The sequence below is a fragment of the Affinirhizobium lemnae genome (assembly GCF_022968395.1).
GTDB lineage: Bacteria > Pseudomonadota > Alphaproteobacteria > Rhizobiales > Rhizobiaceae > Neorhizobium > Neorhizobium lemnae.
The window spans coordinates 96,254-111,575 of sequence record NZ_JALJQZ010000006.1 but is presented as its reverse complement, the minus strand read 5'-3'; the positions used below and the strand labels follow the sequence as shown (position 1 = coordinate 111,575).

Here is a 15,322-nt window from a genome sequence, read left to right as displayed (position 1 = left end):
TGCACTCACGACTTCAGGATGGAAACCGCCGCCTCGCTGGCGTGAATGGCATCGTTTGCGCCAGGAAGCTTGGCAATCAGCAGCAGGAAAACGAGATCGCAGATGGCAAGCTGCGCATCGCGCGACGTGATGGCGGAGGAGCGAACCCGCTCTTCGTCGGCTACCGTATGCAGCGAGATGTCGGCGAGTTGCGCCAGCTTGTTACCGTGGAGGCCTGTCAAGGTAATAACCTTGGCGCCGCATGTGCGCGCCAGTTCCGCCAGCCGGATCGTTTCATTATTGCCGCCCGATTGGGAAATGGCGAACAGCACGTCACTCTCGCCCAACGAGGCGGCATTCGCCATCTGCACATGCGGATCGCGGTCCATCAGCACCATCAGGCCAAGCTTCAGCAGTTTGTAGGAAAAGTCCCTCGCTACCAACGATGAGGCACCGATGCCCGCCAGATGAATACGGCGTGCCTTGGCGAGTACTGCAACCGCTTGCGTCACCTCATCCTCGGCGTTCACCTGCATGGTCTGCTGCATGGCAGATACTTTGCTCGCCACCAGCTTCTGCTGGATGGTGACGAAATTGTCGCCTGCATCGATCGTGCCGTGGATCATGCCGGAAGGCACGCGCCATTCCTGTGCCTTGGCCTTGGTGACGGCAAGCTTCAGCTGCTGATAGCCATCATAGCCGATCTTCTGCGAGAACTTGACCACGCTGGACTGGCTGCGTCCGGTGGCAGCCGCCAGTTCCGCCGAGGAAAGCTGAACCATGCGGTCGGGATCATCGATGATGAACCGGCCGATCTGGCGCTCAGCATCTGTCATGGAATCCAGCTTCGCCTGGATAACCTTGAGAACCGACATGATCCCTCCACGGAATAAGCTATTCGAAATTTAAAAATTATCTGGAATATTATAGCGCCTATCCTATGATCGGTCACCCCCCGATTCCTGCATGTCGCAGTCTTTGACCGGATGACAAGCCCATGGACGAACTGCATATCACTGGCGGCAACAGGCTGGATGGCGCGGTGCCGATTTCCGGAGCCAAGAACGCCGCTCTTCCGCAAATCGCCGCAGCGCTCCTCTCTCCCCATCCGCTTGAGCTGACGAACCTGCCGAAGGTCTCGGATGTCGAGAACATGCTGCGGATTATTTCCCAGTATGGCGCGGAACTGAGACAGTATGCGGCAGGCACCACCATTCACGCAGCACAACTGACGCCGGGCGAAGTAGATTATGAAACGGTGCGCAAAATGCGCGCTTCCATTCTTGTGCTGGCCCCTCTCCTGTCCCGCTTCGGTGCCGCCCGCGTTTCCCTGCCCGGCGGCTGCGCGATTGGCGCAAGGCCGGTTGATATGCACCTGAAGGTTCTGACCGCACTCGGTGCCACAGTCTCCGTCGAGGGCGGCTATATCGTTGCGTCTACCAATGGCGGCCTGAAAGGTGCGCGTATTGTTCTATCAGGGCCATCGGTCGGTGCCACGGAAACTGCATTAATGGCGGCCTGCTGTGCCAAGGGTGAAACGGAAATCCTGAATGCGGCCCGTGAGCCGGAAGTGGTAGATCTCGTCGCCTGCCTCACCGCCATGGGTGCCGAGATCGAGGGCGCCGGCACCCACCGGCTTCTGGTGAAGGGAGAAACGAACTGGCGGCCTGCCAGCCACCATGCCATTCCCGACCGCGTGGAAGCAGGCACCTATGCCGCCGCTGCGATGATCACCGGCGGGCGGATCGAGCTTGTCAATGCGCGCATGGAGCATATGGCATCCGTTCTGCAAGTGCTGGAAAGCATGGGCGCAACCGTATGGCCCGGAGACCGGGGCGTGGTGGTGAACGGCAGTGAACGGATCAAACATGCCGATATCACCACTGAGCCCTATCCCGGCTTTCCGACAGACCTCCAGGCGCAGTTCATGGCCATGGCCTGCCTTGCGGATGGAGCAAGCGTCATCCGCGAAACCATTTTCGAAAACCGCTTCATGCATGTGCCGGAACTGGGCCGTCTGGGAGCGGATATCGCCCTGAACGGAGCGGTGGCTCTGGTGCGAGGCAAGCCGTTCCTCAAGGGTGCGCCGGTTATGGCAACAGACCTGCGCGCTTCTGTCTGTCTGGTTCTGGCAGCGCTTGCGGCAGAAGGCGAAACGGTCATCAAGCGCGTTTATCATCTGGATCGCGGCTATGAGCAGCTGGATCGCAAGCTTTCACAATGCGGCGCAAACATCCGGCGGGTTTCCCGATGACAGCCGAGTTGAAGGACCAGGTGCTCTATCTCGGCGTGGATGGCGGCGGCACCGGTTGCCGCGCCAGACTGGTGGATGAGGCGGGAAATGTGCTGGGGCAAGGCCTTTCCGGCCCCGCCACCACGAGGCTGGGCGTCGAAAACGCCTGGGCCTCGGTTATGCGGGCCTGGACGGGGGCTGCGGAAGAAGCGGGCCTTGATCCCTCGCAGGCGCTAGATGTCAAAGCCGGCATCGGCATTGCAGGCCTGACACGAGCGGGCTCTCGCGAAGAGCTGGAGGCACTACCACATCCTTTCGACAGTATCTGCTTCACATCAGATGGAGCCGCCGCCTGTTTAGGAGCCCATTCCGGCCAAGATGGCGGCATCGTCATTGCAGGTACGGGCTCCATCGGGCTTGCCATTGTCGGCGGGCAGGAGTTGCGCGCCGGTGGCTATGGCTTTCCCATTTCAGATGAGGGCAGCGGTGCCGACCTCGGCTTGAAAGCCATTCAGTTGTCGCTGCGGGCTTTCGATGGGCGGCGGGAGAAGACGGCGCTCCTGAACGAAGTGCTGAACCGCTTCGACCACACGCCAACCAAGATCGTCGGCTGGATGGATAAGGCGACCGCCACCGATTACGCCACCTTCGCGCCGCTGGTTCTGCGCCATGCCGACCAAGGCGATGCGGCAGCACGGCAGATCGTGCAGGCGGGTGCCGAGCAGATCGATTCGCTGGTGCGCAGGCTGATAGAATACGGTGCGCCTCTGGTTACCCTACTGGGCGGTCTTTCCGGCCCTCTGGAGCCGTGGCTTTCACCCGATGTCCGCCGCCGCTTGAAGCCTGCCGATGGCGATGCGGTGAGCGGCTCGATCATTCTCGCAAGGCGACTTTAATCCCCGACAACGGACTGATCAGGCGAACATTTGGACATGCCCCTTAAGGAATAATATATTCCTTTTATCGTTGACAGTCGGAATATACGATCATAGTGTGTTAAAAAATGATGAGCGAGGATCCATGTCGCACCAGCACCTGATGGCCGAACTTGAGCAGCTGGTTTCGGAAGCTCGCAATCCCAAATCCATGTCGATCGATCTACTTCCGACGCAAGACATTCTGACCGTTATGAATCGGGAGGATGAACTGGTTCCGGCGGCGGTTGCCCATGTTATCCCTGAAATTGCGAAGGCCGTGGACGAGATCGTCCGCGCGTTTCGCGAAGGCGGCCGCCTGATTTACATTGGCGCGGGAACGAGTGCGCGGCTCGGTGTTCTCGATGCATCCGAATGCCCGCCCACCTTCTCCGTGCCGGAAGGCATGGTGGTCGGTCTGATCGCAGGCGGTCCCAAGGCCATTCTGCACGCGGTCGAAGGTGCGGAAGACGATGTGGAGGAAGGCAGGCGCAATCTGCAAGAGATCAACCTGTCTGCCAAGGATGTTGTCGTCGGCATCGCGGTCAGCGGCAGAACGCCCTATGTGGTCGGTGCGCTGACTTATGCGCAATCCATCGGTGCCAAAACCATTTCGCTGACCTGCAATCCGCAATCGACACTGGTCGAGATGGCAGACATCGCCATTGCGCCGGTCGTCGGGCCGGAAGTCGTGACCGGCTCGACGCGTCTGAAATCCGGCACCGCGCAAAAGCTGGTCTTGAACATGCTGACGACGGCCAGCATGATCCGCATTGGCAAGACCTATGAAAACCTGATGGTGGATCTGACCATCAGCAACCAGAAGCTCGAGGCGCGGGCCATCCGCATCATCGCCGAGGCAACGGGGTGTTCTGCGGATATCGCGGAGAGCCACCTGAAGAAGAGCGGCAATAACGTGAAGCGCGCAATCCTGATGATCCTCACAGGCATGGAAGCGCAGGATGCAGATCTCGCGCTGACCCGGCATGACGGTTTTCTTCGCAAGGCAATTGCAGAGGCGCAGGCCTGAACGAATTTTTCGCTGAGTGCCCGGCCTTCAGAAGCTTCGGGACCAGCTCACCAGAGGGAGAATGAGCATGACACTGAAAATCGCCTGTAAATGGCTGGCCTGTGCTGCCGTCGTCGGTGGCCTCATGGGTGCCACTGCCACTCCAAGCCTTGCCGCGACGCTGAAAATGGCCTGGGCGCAGGATGCAACGGGCCTCGACCCGCACAAGCAGACGGCCTTTTCGTCCATTCGCCTGCTCGAACTCATCTATGAACCGCTGGTGCGCCTTGATGGTGATCTCAAGGTCGTTCCGGCTCTTGCCAAGGAATGGACCTTCTCTTCCGATGCCAAGACGCTGACCTTCAAGCTGGACCCTGCGGCGAAGTTTCATAACGGCGCAGCTGTAACATCCGCCGATGTGAAGGCCTCCTTCACCCGCATTCTGGATCAGGCAACCGGTGCCGCCGCCCGCGCGAACTATGTGTCGATCGCCAGAATCGATACGCCCGATGACAAGACTGTCGTCTTCAACCTCTCGCAGCCGGATGTGCCTTTGCTGACGGCCATGGGCAGCATCAATGCGGCCATCGTTCCGGCGTCTGAAATCACTGGCGGCAAGATCGGCACAGCAGCTGTCGGCACCGGCCCCTTCAAGCTGGAAAAGTGGGAGCCGAACCAGAAGGAAGTGCTGAAAGCCAATCCCGAATGGGCTGGCGGCAAAGTGGGTGTCGATGGCATCGACATCAGCGTTCTGCCGGATGAAAACGCCATTCTTGCAGCCCTTCGTGCCAAGCAGGTGGATTTCGCCTTGCTGAACGATCCGCTGGTCGCAACGCTCGTGCCAAAGGTTGCCGGACTGACGCTGAACCGCAAGCCGGTTCTGTCCTACCACGTCCTGCAACTTAACCCGTCGCGCAAGCCGATGACGGAACTTGCCGTTCGTCAGGCGATTTCCTGCGCCATCGACCGGCAGGATGTTCTGGATACCGCCCTTCTGGGTGAAGGCCAGATCACCGGCCCTCTGACCATGCCGCTCTATCGCTCCGACCCGAACTCTCTGTTCTGCTACAAGAAGGATCTGGAGAAGGCAAAGAAGCTGATGGCTGACGCCGGCTTCAAGGATGGCTTTTCGGCTACCGTGATCGCAGCCACCGGCGAACCGCCAACCGCGGCTTCCGAAGCGCAGGTCATCCAGTCTCAGTTGAAGGAAATCGGCATCAAGCTCGATATCAAGCTGATGGAACTGAACGTCTATGTCGATACATGGCTGAAGGGTGATTTCGATATGGCCGTGGCGCTGAACGGCGGTCGCGCCGACCCTTACACCATGTACAACCGCTACTGGACCAAGGCTGGCAACCTGCAAAAAGTCGCCAACTATGTCGATGATACGCTGGATGATCTGATGCAGAAGGGCCGCGTGGAAACCGACATTACCAAGCGCAAGGAAATCTTTGCTGCCTTCGACAAGCATCTGGCTGAAAAATCGCCGTGGATCTGGCTCTACACGGGCTATTCCTACACGGCCCAGCAGCAGACCGTACAAAACTTCGTTGCAACTCCGGATGGCTCGCTCTTCGGGCTTTCCAAGGTTTCAATAAAATAAAGAGTTCGAGGCGGATGACACGATGAACTACCTGCTACGACGTCTCGTCACATTCCCTCTTGTGATGCTGGGCGTCTCTATTCTGGTTTTCGTGGCCATCCGCCTCGTTCCCGGTGACTCCATCACGGCCATGCTGGGCACGGAAGCGGGCCTTTTGACGCCGGATCAACGCCAGGCGCTTGCCGCCTATTTCGGCCTCGACCAAGGCTGGCTCGTTCAATATGGCAAATGGCTGTCCGGCGTGACCTCCGGCAATCTCGGCCTGTCGGTTACCTATGGCAAGCCGGTACTGGACGTGATCCTCCAGCGCTTTCCGCTGACGCTGGAACTTGCCGTTCTTTCCATGCTGATTGCCATTTGCTGCGGCTTGCCGCTTGGCGTGTTCGCCGCTACCCGCAATGGGCGCGGCTCCGATCTCGGCGTGCGCATTTTTGCGATGATCGGCCAATCAACGCCCAGTTTCGTCATCGGTCTCGGCATCATCTACGTTCTTTCGGCAGGCTTCGGTATCCTGCCGTCGATGGGCGAATATATTCCATTTGCTCAAGATCCGCTTGGCAATCTCAGCCAGCTGATACTGCCTGCACTCACACTTGGTCTGTCCTTCACAGCCTCCGTGACCCGCATTTCCCGCTCCGCGATGCTGGATGTGCTGAGCGACGATTATGTAAGAACGGCGCGCAGCAAGGGCGTATCCAAACGCCATGTCATCTGGCGGCATGCCCTGCCCAATGCACTGATCCCGGTTGTAACCCTCAGCGGTGTCGAGTTCGGTTACCTGCTGGGCGGTGCCGTGCTGGTGGAGCAGATTTTCGCCCTTCCCGGCCTTGGCCGTATGACGCTGGAGGCCATTCTTCAGCGGGATTATGCGCTGGTGCAAGGGGCCGTGCTGTTCGTGGCGCTGAACTTCATGATCGTCAATTTGCTGGTTGATCTCGCCTATGTCATGCTCGATCCGCGCATTCGCCTCGGAGGCCGATCATGATAAGCTTCCTCACGAGACTGCTCGGCCATTCGAGCGGGCGGATCGGCGCGTTCATCGTCTGCCTCTATCTTGCGATCGCCCTTGCCGCATGGTTTGGCCTCACGCCTTACGATCCGCTGAAACAGTTTCGCATTGACCGGCTTCAGGGGCCAAGTGCCGCCCACTGGATGGGAACCGACATGTTCGGCCGCGATGTGATGAGCCGGTTGATGATCGGCATTGGCCAATCCTTCCTCGTGGCCTTTTCTTCGGTGGGCATTGCAGCGCTTGTTGGCACGATCCTTGGCCTGACCGCAGTCTGGTTCGGTCGCCTGTGGGATGGCGTGGTGATGCGGTTGATGGATGTTCTGTTGGCGTTTCCGGCCATTCTGCTGGCGCTGCTATTCATTACCGTGGTGGGCCCCGGCACTTTTACCAGCATTCTCGCGATTGCCTTTGTCTATACGCCGATCTTCACCCGCGTGGTGCGCGGTCCTGCCCTTTCCATCCGGGCGCGGGATTTTGTCGATGCGGCCCGTACCTTCGGTAGCTCCACCAGCTATATCCTGACGCGGCACCTCATGCTGAACCTCGTCGCACCTTTAACCGTTCAGGTGACGCTGGCGCTGGCATGGTCGCTGTTGACGGAATCGGGCTTGAGCTTCCTCGGCCTTGGCACACAGCCGCCGAATTCTTCGCTCGGCCTCATGCTGGCCGACAGCATCAACCTCATGGAAATGGCACCGTGGCTGCTGATCTTTCCTGGCCTCACCGTCATGCTCGGCATTCTCGGCTTTAACCTGTTGGGAGATGCGCTGCGCGATCTTCTGGATCCACGTATGCGCAGGGTCGCGGCATGACACAGCTTCTCTCAGTCCAAAACCTCAGCGTCGGCTTCGGCAAAGGCGACACCATCAAACCGATCATCCGGGATGTCAGCTTCACGCTCAATGCAGGTGAAACGCTGGCCATTGTCGGCGAGAGTGGGTCCGGCAAGTCCGTCACCGCGCTGTCCATCAACCGGCTGATTGATTACGGCGGCGGGCGAATTCTGGACGGTCATATCGATTTTGCCGCCTCGAACGGCCGCACGGTGGATCTCGTAACACTCGCCGAGCATGAGCTGGAGCGCGTCCGCGGGTCCGAAATCGGCATGATCTTTCAGGAGCCGATGACCTCGCTTAACCCCGTCGTGACCATCGGTAAGCAAATCGAGGAAGTGTTCCGCCTGCAAGGAAAGAGCGGCAGTGAAGCCCGGACCGAGACGCTTCGCGCGCTGGATCGTGTGCGCATTGCCGATGCCTCCCGCCGTCTCGGCTATTATCCGCATCAACTATCCGGCGGCATGCTTCAACGCGTGATGATCGCCATGGCACTTGCGGCCTCCCCTCGCCTGCTGATTGCCGATGAGCCGACAACGGCGCTCGATGTCAGCGTGCAGGCGCAGATCATGGCGCTGCTGTCAGAACTTCAGCGGGAAACCGGCACCGGCCTCATCTTCATCACGCATGATCTCGGCCTCGTCGCGGGCATTGCAGACCGCGTCATGGTCATGCAGGCGGGACAGGTGGTGGAACAGGGGGCGGCGGACCAGATCCTCGATCATGCAGAGCACTCCTATACGCAGCACCTCTTGAAGGCGGTTCCGCACTTCACCAATGGCAACCATGTGCGTGAGGATGCACCACGCCTTTCGCCATCGGCAGCAAACGCCTGCCTTTCTGTGGAAGGCCTCACCGTTCGCTTTCCCGCCACGGCCGGTCTTCTTCGCCGCTCCATCGGCGCGATCCACGCAGTGGAATCCGTCGATTTTGATATCCTGCCTGGCGAAACGCTTGCCATTGTCGGCGAAAGCGGTTCGGGCAAATCCACCACGGCGCGGGCGCTGCTAGGGCTGGTGAAGCCGACCCGTGGTGCGTTTCGCGCTGATGCGCAACAGGCCACGCAATCGCAAAAACCGATGCAGATGGTGTTCCAGAACCCCTATGCCTCGCTCAACCCTCGCCTTGATGTGAAGAGCCTGCTGGCAGAACCGGTGCTTGCAACCGGGCAAGGCATCACCAAAGATGTTCAGGCGCGGATGGTCTCGCTGTTGGAGCGTGTCGGCCTACCGAGCGATAGCCTCACCCGCTATCCGCATGAATTTTCCGGCGGCCAGCGTCAACGCCTCTGCATTGCCCGCGCCCTGATGCTCGATCCATCGATTCTTGTGCTGGATGAGGCGGTATCGGCACTGGATGTCTCGGTTCAGGCGCGAGTTCTCGATCTGCTGATCGATCTCCAGAAAGAGCGCAACCTCGCCTATCTCTTCGTCTCGCATGACATGGCCGTGGTGGAGCGCATCGCCCACCGCGTGGCCGTGCTTTACGGCGGGCAGATCGTGGAAATCGGCGATGCGCGCTCGGTTCTCTCCAACCCCCAACATGACTATACGAAAAAGCTGATTGCGGCGGTGCCGACCATGGATCGTCGTCGCGAAGGCTTCAAGCTGAACCTGGAAGCCGTACCAACACTTCTGCGTCCAGCCGGATTTGAGCCTCAGCCGGCAGAATGGTCCACCCTCGCGCCGGATCATCGTGTGCGCATTCAGCCAGCCGCCAATGCCTAAAGCCCGGATTTAACCATGCCAGAGACTACCGATCTCACCGCCCCATTCGAAGCCGCCTTTACGCTGCTGAAGACCAGCATAGACGAAGGCCGCATTCCCGGCGGCGTGCTTGGCATGATCGACCTCCGAGGCAATCGCCTGACCCGCGCCATTGGCTTGGCGCAAAAGATTGGCGGCGAACGCCCCATGACGGTCGGGACATGGTTCGATCTGGCGTCGCTCACCAAAGTAATTTTCACCACGCGCCGCATTCTGGAACTTGCAGCGGCGGGCACCATAGATCTCGCTGCGCCGCTCACCACTGTCATTCCGGATTTTCGGCAATATGCGCCGAACTGCTGGGAGCGCTCGGTCACCTTTCGCCAATGCCTCGGCCACCAGACGCCCTTCCCGGCTGTCGAGCCGATTTACACCTATGGCGATGACCCTGACCGCTTGCGGGCCTTCGTGCTTCAACGCAAGTGGAAACGGGGGGAGCCGGCCTATTCCGACATCAACTTTATCCTTCTCGGTATTGCGCTGGAGCGTCTGGCGGGAAAACGCATACGCGAAATGGACCCCGGTCCCGGTTTCGCCTTTTCCGGCGACCCGACGGTTACAGCCGCGACCGAGTTTTGCGCCTGGCGCAACCGCATGATCTGCGGCGAGGTGCATGACGAGAATTGCTATGCGCTGCAAGGCTCCGGTCACGCAGGGCTGTTCGGCACGGCTGATGCGGTTCTGGATTACGCAAGCGATCTTCTTCAGGGCGATCTGAACAACGATCCCGTGGTGAAATGGATGCGCCAGCCATTGTCGGATAAACGCACCCATGGCTGGGAACGCCCCTATGCCGGATGGTCCGGCGGATCGCGTTGCAATGACAGCGTTATCGGCCATACGGGCTTTACCGGAACCGGCCTCTGGGTCGATTTCGAGCGCGGTCGCGCCTGGACGCTGCTGACCAACCGCGTTCACCCCACCCGCCATTTCGACAGCGGCGTTTTTGCGCTAAGGGCAGCGTTAAGCGATGTCATCAACCGATACTAAGGAGAGACTGATGCAACCGATCTGGGCCGTAGGTTTAATGACCGGAACCGTTCTCGATGGAAACATCGACGTTGCTCTCCTGAAAACCGATGGCGAGCGGATCGAGGAATTCGGTGCCTATACGCTGGCACCCTACGACCAGTCAGTTCGCGATCTGCTGGAAGAAACCCTGTCACAAGCCCGCAAATGGAATTTCGAAGGACCGGAGCCCGAGATATTTGCCCGCGCGGAAGAGGCTTTGACACGGGCGCAATCGGCAGCCGTGCGTGAACTGGTCGAAAGCACCGGGCTTTCCATGGCGGATATCGGCGTTGTCGGCTTTCACGGTCAAACGGTTCTGCACCGCGCCCCGCAGCCGGGCCGCATTGGCGCAACGCGCCAACTCGGTGACGGCGAGTTGATGGCAAAGCTTCTGGGCTGCAAGGTTGCCTATGATTTCCGCAGCGCCGATGTACTGTCCGGTGGTCAGGGTGCACCGCTCGCCGCCGCCTATCATTCCGCCCTGCTGAAAGGCGTTTCGCAGGACGGCTCTGCGGCCATCCTCAATCTTGGTGGTGTCGCGAACACGACCTGGAGTAACGGTAAGGGCCATGTCATTGCCTTCGATACCGGCCCGGCCAATGCACCGATCAACGACTGGATCAAGCAGCACGGTCGCGGCGATATGGATCGCGACGGCCTGATTGCCGCGTCAGGCACGGTGAACGAGGAGCGCCTGCGAAAGCTTCTGCAACATCCCTATCTGACGGCAAAGTTTCCGAAATCGCTGGACCGCTTCGACTTTGGTGCCTCCATGGCAGACGGGCTGTCGCTGGAGGATGGAGCGGCAACGTTAACAGCCTTTACTGCGTCAGCAGTTGGCAAGGCGCTGGATCTTTTGCCGCAGCGACCTGAAAAACTCTTCGTCAGCGGTGGCGGTCGCCATAATCCGACGCTGATGAAGATGTTGGGCGAACGCGCCAAGGTCGAGATTCAACCGGCAGAAACGCTGGGATGGCGCGGTGATGCGGTGGAAGCGGAATGCTTCGCCTTCCTCGCCGTGCGCGTGCTTCGCGACATGCCGATTAGCTTCCCGACCACGACAGGTGCGCCGGAACCGCTGAAGGGCGGTCGACTGGCAGGATAGTCAAAGCTTCTTTTTCAGAAACTTCCGGGTCCGCCCGATGGGAAAATCCGGGAGTTCGCCGAAGACTGTATAGCCCTGACGGGTATAGGCCTTTTCGGCGACGGGATTGAATGTATCGATCCAGGCGGAATGGCAGCCTCTGGCTCTTGCTTCATCCTCTGCCGCTTGCAGCATGCGGCCAGCCATGCCTTGGCCGCGAAGGCTTTCATCGACCCATAGCCACTGGGTGAAAAGCCAGCCCCAGCCGGTATAGCCATTGATGCCCGCCTTGAGAGCGCCCGCCTCGTCCCGGACAAGAACCGCCAGGGTTCTGCGCTCCGACGGCCCGACATCGGCGTCATTGAAGGCGGCGAGGCTTTCACCGATGACGCCAAGCTCATTCGGCTCTGGTTTATCCGTTACAATGAGTTTCGTGTCCATTTTTGTGTTGTAAGCGGCATTCGCAGCGCTGAACAGAGACAAAAGGCTTCACAGCGCACGCATGAATGCCTAGCTTCGCCCAAAATCAACAATGGGGCGTGGGGCGGATGGAACTGGAAGCGGCAACCGGCAGCGATCGCAAAAGAGGCTCAGGCGTCAAGCTGGCCTATGATGTACTGCGCGATGAAATTCTCGACCTGGTGCTGCAACCGGGAAGCGCGATTGACGAAGTTCAACTGGCGGAACGCTTCAACATGTCGCGAACGCCGATCCGCGAAGCGCTGGTGCGGCTTGCCGCGGAAGGTTTGATTCAAACCCTGCCCAACCGCTCGACGCTGGTCGCGCCGATCGATTTCCTGAACATGCATACCTATTTCGATGCATTGGTGCTGATGTATCGCGTCACGACCAAACTGGCGGCACAACACCACAGGTCACCGGATCTGGCACTCATCAAGGAGAAGCAGATACAGTTTGCAGATGCGGTCAAAGCGCAGGATGCGCTGGCGATGATCGCAACCAATGCCGAATTTCACCTTGCCATCGCGGAGGCGGGACGCAACACCCATTTTGTCAGCTTTTTCAAACGGCTCCTTGATGAGGGGCGGCGCATCTTGCGGCTTTACTATCAATCTTATGAAGACCGACTTCCGCATCGCTTCGTGCAAGAGCACGAGGACATGATCTCTGCTATCGAGAATCGTAATCTCGAACTTGCCGAGGAGCTGGCCCGCGATCATGCCGAGCAGATCGTCGCTCAGGTTCAGAAGCTGCTGGTACCAGGCGAGCGGCTGAAGATCGAGATCTGACTATCAGAAAATCTTGTCGACAAATAAAATACAAAGATCTATAAAGGCGGTCAGAGGATAGCCGCCGCCCTTGCGCGGGCGAACAGAGGGAACAGACGCATGGCAACTTCCGTATTTTCAGGCGTCATGCCTGCCCTGATGACTCCTTGCAAAGCAGATCGCACGCCGGATTTCGACGCGCTGGTGCGCAAGGGTCAGGAACTGATTGCGGCAGGAATGTCTGCCGTTATCTACTGCGGCTCCATGGGCGACTGGCCGCTTTTGACGGATGCACAGCGCATGGAAGGCGTGGAGCGTCTGGCCAAGGCTGGCGTTCCGGTCATTGTCGGCACCGGTGCGGTCAACACCCCAACCGCCGTTGCCCATGCGGCTCATGCGCAGGAGGTTGGCGCAAAGGGTTTGATGGTCATCCCTCGCGTCCTGTCGCGCGGCTCCGTCATCTCCGCACAGAAGGCGCATTTCAAGGCGATCCTCTCCGCAGCACCCGATCTTCCGGCCGTCATCTACAACAGCCCCTATTATGGCTTTGCCACCCGCGCCGGCCTGTTTTTTGCGCTGCGCGCCGAGCACCCGAACCTCGTCGGCTTCAAGGAATTCGGCGGCGCTGAGGATCTACGCTATGCGGCGGAGAACATCACCAGCCGCGCCGACGAGGTGACCCTGATGATCGGCGTTGATACGGCCGTCTTCCACGGCTATGTCAATTGCGGCGCAAGCGGTGCCATTACCGGCATCGGCAATGTTCTGCCGAAGGAAGTTCTTCACCTTTGCAAGCTTTCTCAGGCCGCCGCTGCCGGCGACTTCGATGCTCGCGCCCGAGCACTCGAACTGGAAAGCGCGCTCGGCGTTCTCTCCTCCTTCGACGAAGGCCCGGATCTGGTTCTCTTCTTCAAGTACATGATGGTGCTGAAGGGTGAGAGCGAATACACGCTGCACTTCAACGAAACTGACGAACTGACGGAAAGCCAGCGCGGCTATGTTGAGGCGCAGTTCAAGCTCTTCAACACCTGGTACGCAGGCTGGAGCCAGCAGTCGGGTGCCGTCCAGACCTACATGCCTTGATGTATTGCGCCGGGGTGAGCACCGTCAAACTTGACAAATATCGAGATAGATGGTGCGCCCTTCGGCAGCAAACCTCTTGAACTGGGAAGCGTCAGCCGATAACGACCTTAATGATCTCAATTCAATCGGGCATCTCGTATGGCTCCAGAATTCCTCGTAACGCATTCCGGCGGATTCCACGCGGATGAGCTTCTGTCGAGTGTCGTCCTCACGCGCCTTTATCCGCAAGCTCGCATCGTTCGTAGCCGCGCACCGGACTGGATCACACCCGCGAGCGACCGGATCATCTACGATGTCGGCGGGGCCTTCGATCCGGATGCTAGCATATTCGATCATCACCAGCGCGGTGCACCCTTGCGCGGTGACGGTCAACCGTTCAGCTCTTTTGGTCTGGTCTGGCGGCACTATGGGCAGGATTATCTGCGTGCCTTGCAGGTTCCAGAAAAGGACGTTGCCACCCTTCATCAAAGCTTCGATCAGGACTTCGTTCTGCCGATCGACCTCATGGACAATGGGGCACTGAACCCATCCGCAGCTGGCCCGCTGGCCGATCTCACATTGCCGGTTCTTCTGGAAACGCTGAAGCCGGTTTTCGATGACAAGTCTCCGGAAGCCGACGACAGGGCGTTTCATGTCGCGCTCGTCATTGCTCGCAGCTTCGTTGAGGCGAACCTGAAGCAGGACGCCGCAAAGCTGCGCGCCGAGTCCTTGGTGATTGAGGCCATCGCCGCCGCCGGAGACAGCAAGGTTCTGGAATTGCCGATGGGAATGCCTTTCCGTCCAGCAATCGTAAAGGCAGGGGCGGAGCATCTCCTCTTTGTCGTGCATCCGCGCGATCAGGATTGGTGCCTCACCGGCATCCGCCGGGTCAGTGACAGTTTCGAATTGCGCGCGGATCTGCCAAAAGCCTGGGCAGGCCTGACCGGCCAGGCACTGGCCGATGTGAGCGGCGTGGCAGGCGCGACCTTCTGTCATAACGGGCGCTTCATTGCCGCAGCAGCCACGCGGGAAGCAGCTCTGCAACTGGCTGAACTTGCCGTCACAGAGCATCTGAAAGCGGTTTGACGAACTGCTTCAGCTTTCCAGCGCTTGGACCTTTCGAGTTAGATCATCGAGATTGGCTGTCACGGACAAATCGGAACCCGTAGCATCCATAAGCAACTGGCTGGGCGACTTTGAACGCCCAAACTGATAGTCATTACGGTTCAACCAATTTTTCAAGGGATGCCGATCATGGTGTTCGCCATTCAGCTTGGCATCATGCCTGCAGGCGGACGTGGCGAAACGGTCAGCATCGGCGGCTTCGAATTCAGCTTCCTGACGGATGAAGCATCTGGTACTTCCAGCCTTCAATCTCGCGCTCTTCAAATTCTCACTGATGATCCGCCTCGCACGGGCAGGAACCCGAGAACTGATGCTGAGCAATACGGTGAAATTCGCGCGCGCTGCCTGGCTGACAGAGTTCACCGTTTTGAGCAGCCATGTTCTGCAGTTGATCTCGATCCGCTGGTCACTATCTTCTGACTTGAGTTGGCTTCCACGCTTGCCTTTGCGGTGGCGAAT

At 59.2% G+C, this 15,322-nt stretch carries 15 protein-coding genes; 13 read left to right on the top strand and 2 right to left on the bottom strand.

What is annotated here, in order from left to right:
• Positions 1 to 5: 5 nt before the first annotated feature.
• Positions 6 to 854 carry a MurR/RpiR family transcriptional regulator gene (locus MUU53_RS05820; RefSeq protein WP_247260049.1) on the bottom strand — a complete coding sequence of 283 codons (849 nt, stop codon included), beginning with the start codon at positions 852 to 854 and terminating at the stop codon, positions 6 to 8.
• Positions 855 to 976: 122 nt separating this feature from the next.
• Between MUU53_RS05820 and murA the strand changes: the two genes are divergently transcribed.
• From murA to MUU53_RS05775, 9 genes are all read left to right on the top strand, one after another.
• Positions 977 to 2,233, top strand: coding sequence for a UDP-N-acetylglucosamine 1-carboxyvinyltransferase (gene murA, locus MUU53_RS05815; protein WP_247260048.1), 1,257 nt, complete (start codon positions 977 to 979; stop codon positions 2,231 to 2,233).
• Positions 2,230 to 3,108 (top strand): glucosamine kinase nucleotide-binding domain-containing protein, encoded by an 879-nt coding sequence (locus MUU53_RS05810; RefSeq protein WP_247260047.1) that lies wholly within the window; start codon positions 2,230 to 2,232, stop codon positions 3,106 to 3,108. Before murA ends, MUU53_RS05810 begins: the two co-directional genes overlap by 4 nt.
• Positions 3,109 to 3,232: 124 nt before the next feature.
• Entirely contained in the window at positions 3,233 to 4,156 is a 924-nt protein-coding gene (gene murQ, locus MUU53_RS05805; protein ID WP_247260046.1) for an N-acetylmuramic acid 6-phosphate etherase, read from the top strand.
• A 124-nt stretch (positions 4,157 to 4,280) separates the two neighbouring features.
• Positions 4,281 to 5,741, top strand: coding sequence for an ABC transporter substrate-binding protein (locus tag MUU53_RS05800; RefSeq protein WP_247260101.1), 1,461 nt, complete (start codon positions 4,281 to 4,283; stop codon positions 5,739 to 5,741).
• A 22-nt stretch (positions 5,742 to 5,763) separates the two neighbouring features.
• The gene (locus MUU53_RS05795; protein WP_247260045.1) at positions 5,764 to 6,726 is read left to right on the top strand and encodes an ABC transporter permease; all 963 of its coding nucleotides are present in this window, start codon (positions 5,764 to 5,766) and stop codon (positions 6,724 to 6,726) included.
• Entirely contained in the window at positions 6,723 to 7,565 is an 843-nt protein-coding gene (locus MUU53_RS05790; RefSeq protein WP_247260044.1) for an ABC transporter permease, read from the top strand. The genes MUU53_RS05795 and MUU53_RS05790 overlap by 4 nt, the downstream gene beginning before the upstream one ends.
• Positions 7,562 to 9,313 (top strand): ABC transporter ATP-binding protein, encoded by a 1,752-nt coding sequence (locus MUU53_RS05785; protein ID WP_247260043.1) that lies wholly within the window; start codon positions 7,562 to 7,564, stop codon positions 9,311 to 9,313. The genes MUU53_RS05790 and MUU53_RS05785 overlap by 4 nt, the downstream gene beginning before the upstream one ends.
• Positions 9,314 to 9,328: 15 nt before the next feature.
• Positions 9,329 to 10,342 (top strand): serine hydrolase domain-containing protein, encoded by a 1,014-nt coding sequence (locus MUU53_RS05780; protein WP_247260042.1) that lies wholly within the window; start codon positions 9,329 to 9,331, stop codon positions 10,340 to 10,342.
• Positions 10,343 to 10,352: 10 nt separating this feature from the next.
• Positions 10,353 to 11,468: an anhydro-N-acetylmuramic acid kinase gene (locus MUU53_RS05775; RefSeq protein ID WP_247260041.1), complete on the top strand. Its 1,116-nt coding sequence runs from the start codon at positions 10,353 to 10,355 to the stop codon at positions 11,466 to 11,468.
• Here the strand turns inward: MUU53_RS05775 and MUU53_RS05770 are convergent, their stop codons facing one another.
• A complete protein-coding gene (locus MUU53_RS05770) occupies positions 11,469 to 11,888 on the bottom strand; it encodes a GNAT family N-acetyltransferase (RefSeq protein ID WP_247260040.1) in 420 nt (139 codons plus the stop codon).
• A gap of 107 nt (positions 11,889 to 11,995) precedes the next feature.
• Between MUU53_RS05770 and MUU53_RS05765 the strand changes: the two genes are divergently transcribed.
• From MUU53_RS05765 to MUU53_RS05750, 4 genes are all read left to right on the top strand, one after another.
• A complete protein-coding gene (locus MUU53_RS05765; protein WP_247260100.1) occupies positions 11,996 to 12,697 on the top strand; it encodes a GntR family transcriptional regulator in 702 nt (233 codons plus the stop codon).
• 99 nt (positions 12,698 to 12,796) lie between these two features.
• On the top strand, positions 12,797 to 13,759 hold the full coding sequence (locus MUU53_RS05760) for a dihydrodipicolinate synthase family protein (protein ID WP_247260039.1): 963 nt from the start codon (positions 12,797 to 12,799) through the stop codon (positions 13,757 to 13,759).
• 138 nt (positions 13,760 to 13,897) lie between these two features.
• Positions 13,898 to 14,824 (top strand): MYG1 family protein, encoded by a 927-nt coding sequence (locus MUU53_RS05755; protein WP_247260038.1) that lies wholly within the window; start codon positions 13,898 to 13,900, stop codon positions 14,822 to 14,824.
• Between the two features lie 168 nt (positions 14,825 to 14,992).
• Positions 14,993 to 15,283: an HU family DNA-binding protein gene (locus tag MUU53_RS05750; RefSeq protein WP_247260037.1), complete on the top strand. Its 291-nt coding sequence runs from the start codon at positions 14,993 to 14,995 to the stop codon at positions 15,281 to 15,283.
• Positions 15,284 to 15,322 lie beyond the last annotated feature (39 nt).

Coding starts and splice junctions, on each gene's coding strand:
- MUU53_RS05765 (WP_247260100.1), top strand. CDS start 11,996: ATGGAACTGGAAGCGGCAACCGGCAGCGATCGCAAAAGAGGCTCAGGC.
- MUU53_RS05775 (WP_247260041.1), top strand. CDS start 10,353: ATGCAACCGATCTGGGCCGTAGGTTTAATGACCGGAACCGTTCTCGAT.
- MUU53_RS05780 (WP_247260042.1), top strand. CDS start 9,329: ATGCCAGAGACTACCGATCTCACCGCCCCATTCGAAGCCGCCTTTACG.
- MUU53_RS05755 (WP_247260038.1), top strand. CDS start 13,898: ATGGCTCCAGAATTCCTCGTAACGCATTCCGGCGGATTCCACGCGGAT.
- murQ (WP_247260046.1), top strand. CDS start 3,233: ATGTCGCACCAGCACCTGATGGCCGAACTTGAGCAGCTGGTTTCGGAA.
- murA (WP_247260048.1), top strand. CDS start 977: ATGGACGAACTGCATATCACTGGCGGCAACAGGCTGGATGGCGCGGTG.
- MUU53_RS05800 (WP_247260101.1), top strand. CDS start 4,281: ATGGGTGCCACTGCCACTCCAAGCCTTGCCGCGACGCTGAAAATGGCC.
- MUU53_RS05820 (WP_247260049.1), bottom strand. CDS start 854: ATGTCGGTTCTCAAGGTTATCCAGGCGAAGCTGGATTCCATGACAGAT.
- MUU53_RS05790 (WP_247260044.1), top strand. CDS start 6,723: ATGATAAGCTTCCTCACGAGACTGCTCGGCCATTCGAGCGGGCGGATC.
- MUU53_RS05785 (WP_247260043.1), top strand. CDS start 7,562: ATGACACAGCTTCTCTCAGTCCAAAACCTCAGCGTCGGCTTCGGCAAA.
- MUU53_RS05750 (WP_247260037.1), top strand. CDS start 14,993: ATGGTGTTCGCCATTCAGCTTGGCATCATGCCTGCAGGCGGACGTGGC.
- MUU53_RS05760 (WP_247260039.1), top strand. CDS start 12,797: ATGGCAACTTCCGTATTTTCAGGCGTCATGCCTGCCCTGATGACTCCT.
- MUU53_RS05795 (WP_247260045.1), top strand. CDS start 5,764: ATGAACTACCTGCTACGACGTCTCGTCACATTCCCTCTTGTGATGCTG.
- MUU53_RS05770 (WP_247260040.1), bottom strand. CDS start 11,888: ATGGACACGAAACTCATTGTAACGGATAAACCAGAGCCGAATGAGCTT.
- MUU53_RS05810 (WP_247260047.1), top strand. CDS start 2,230: ATGACAGCCGAGTTGAAGGACCAGGTGCTCTATCTCGGCGTGGATGGC.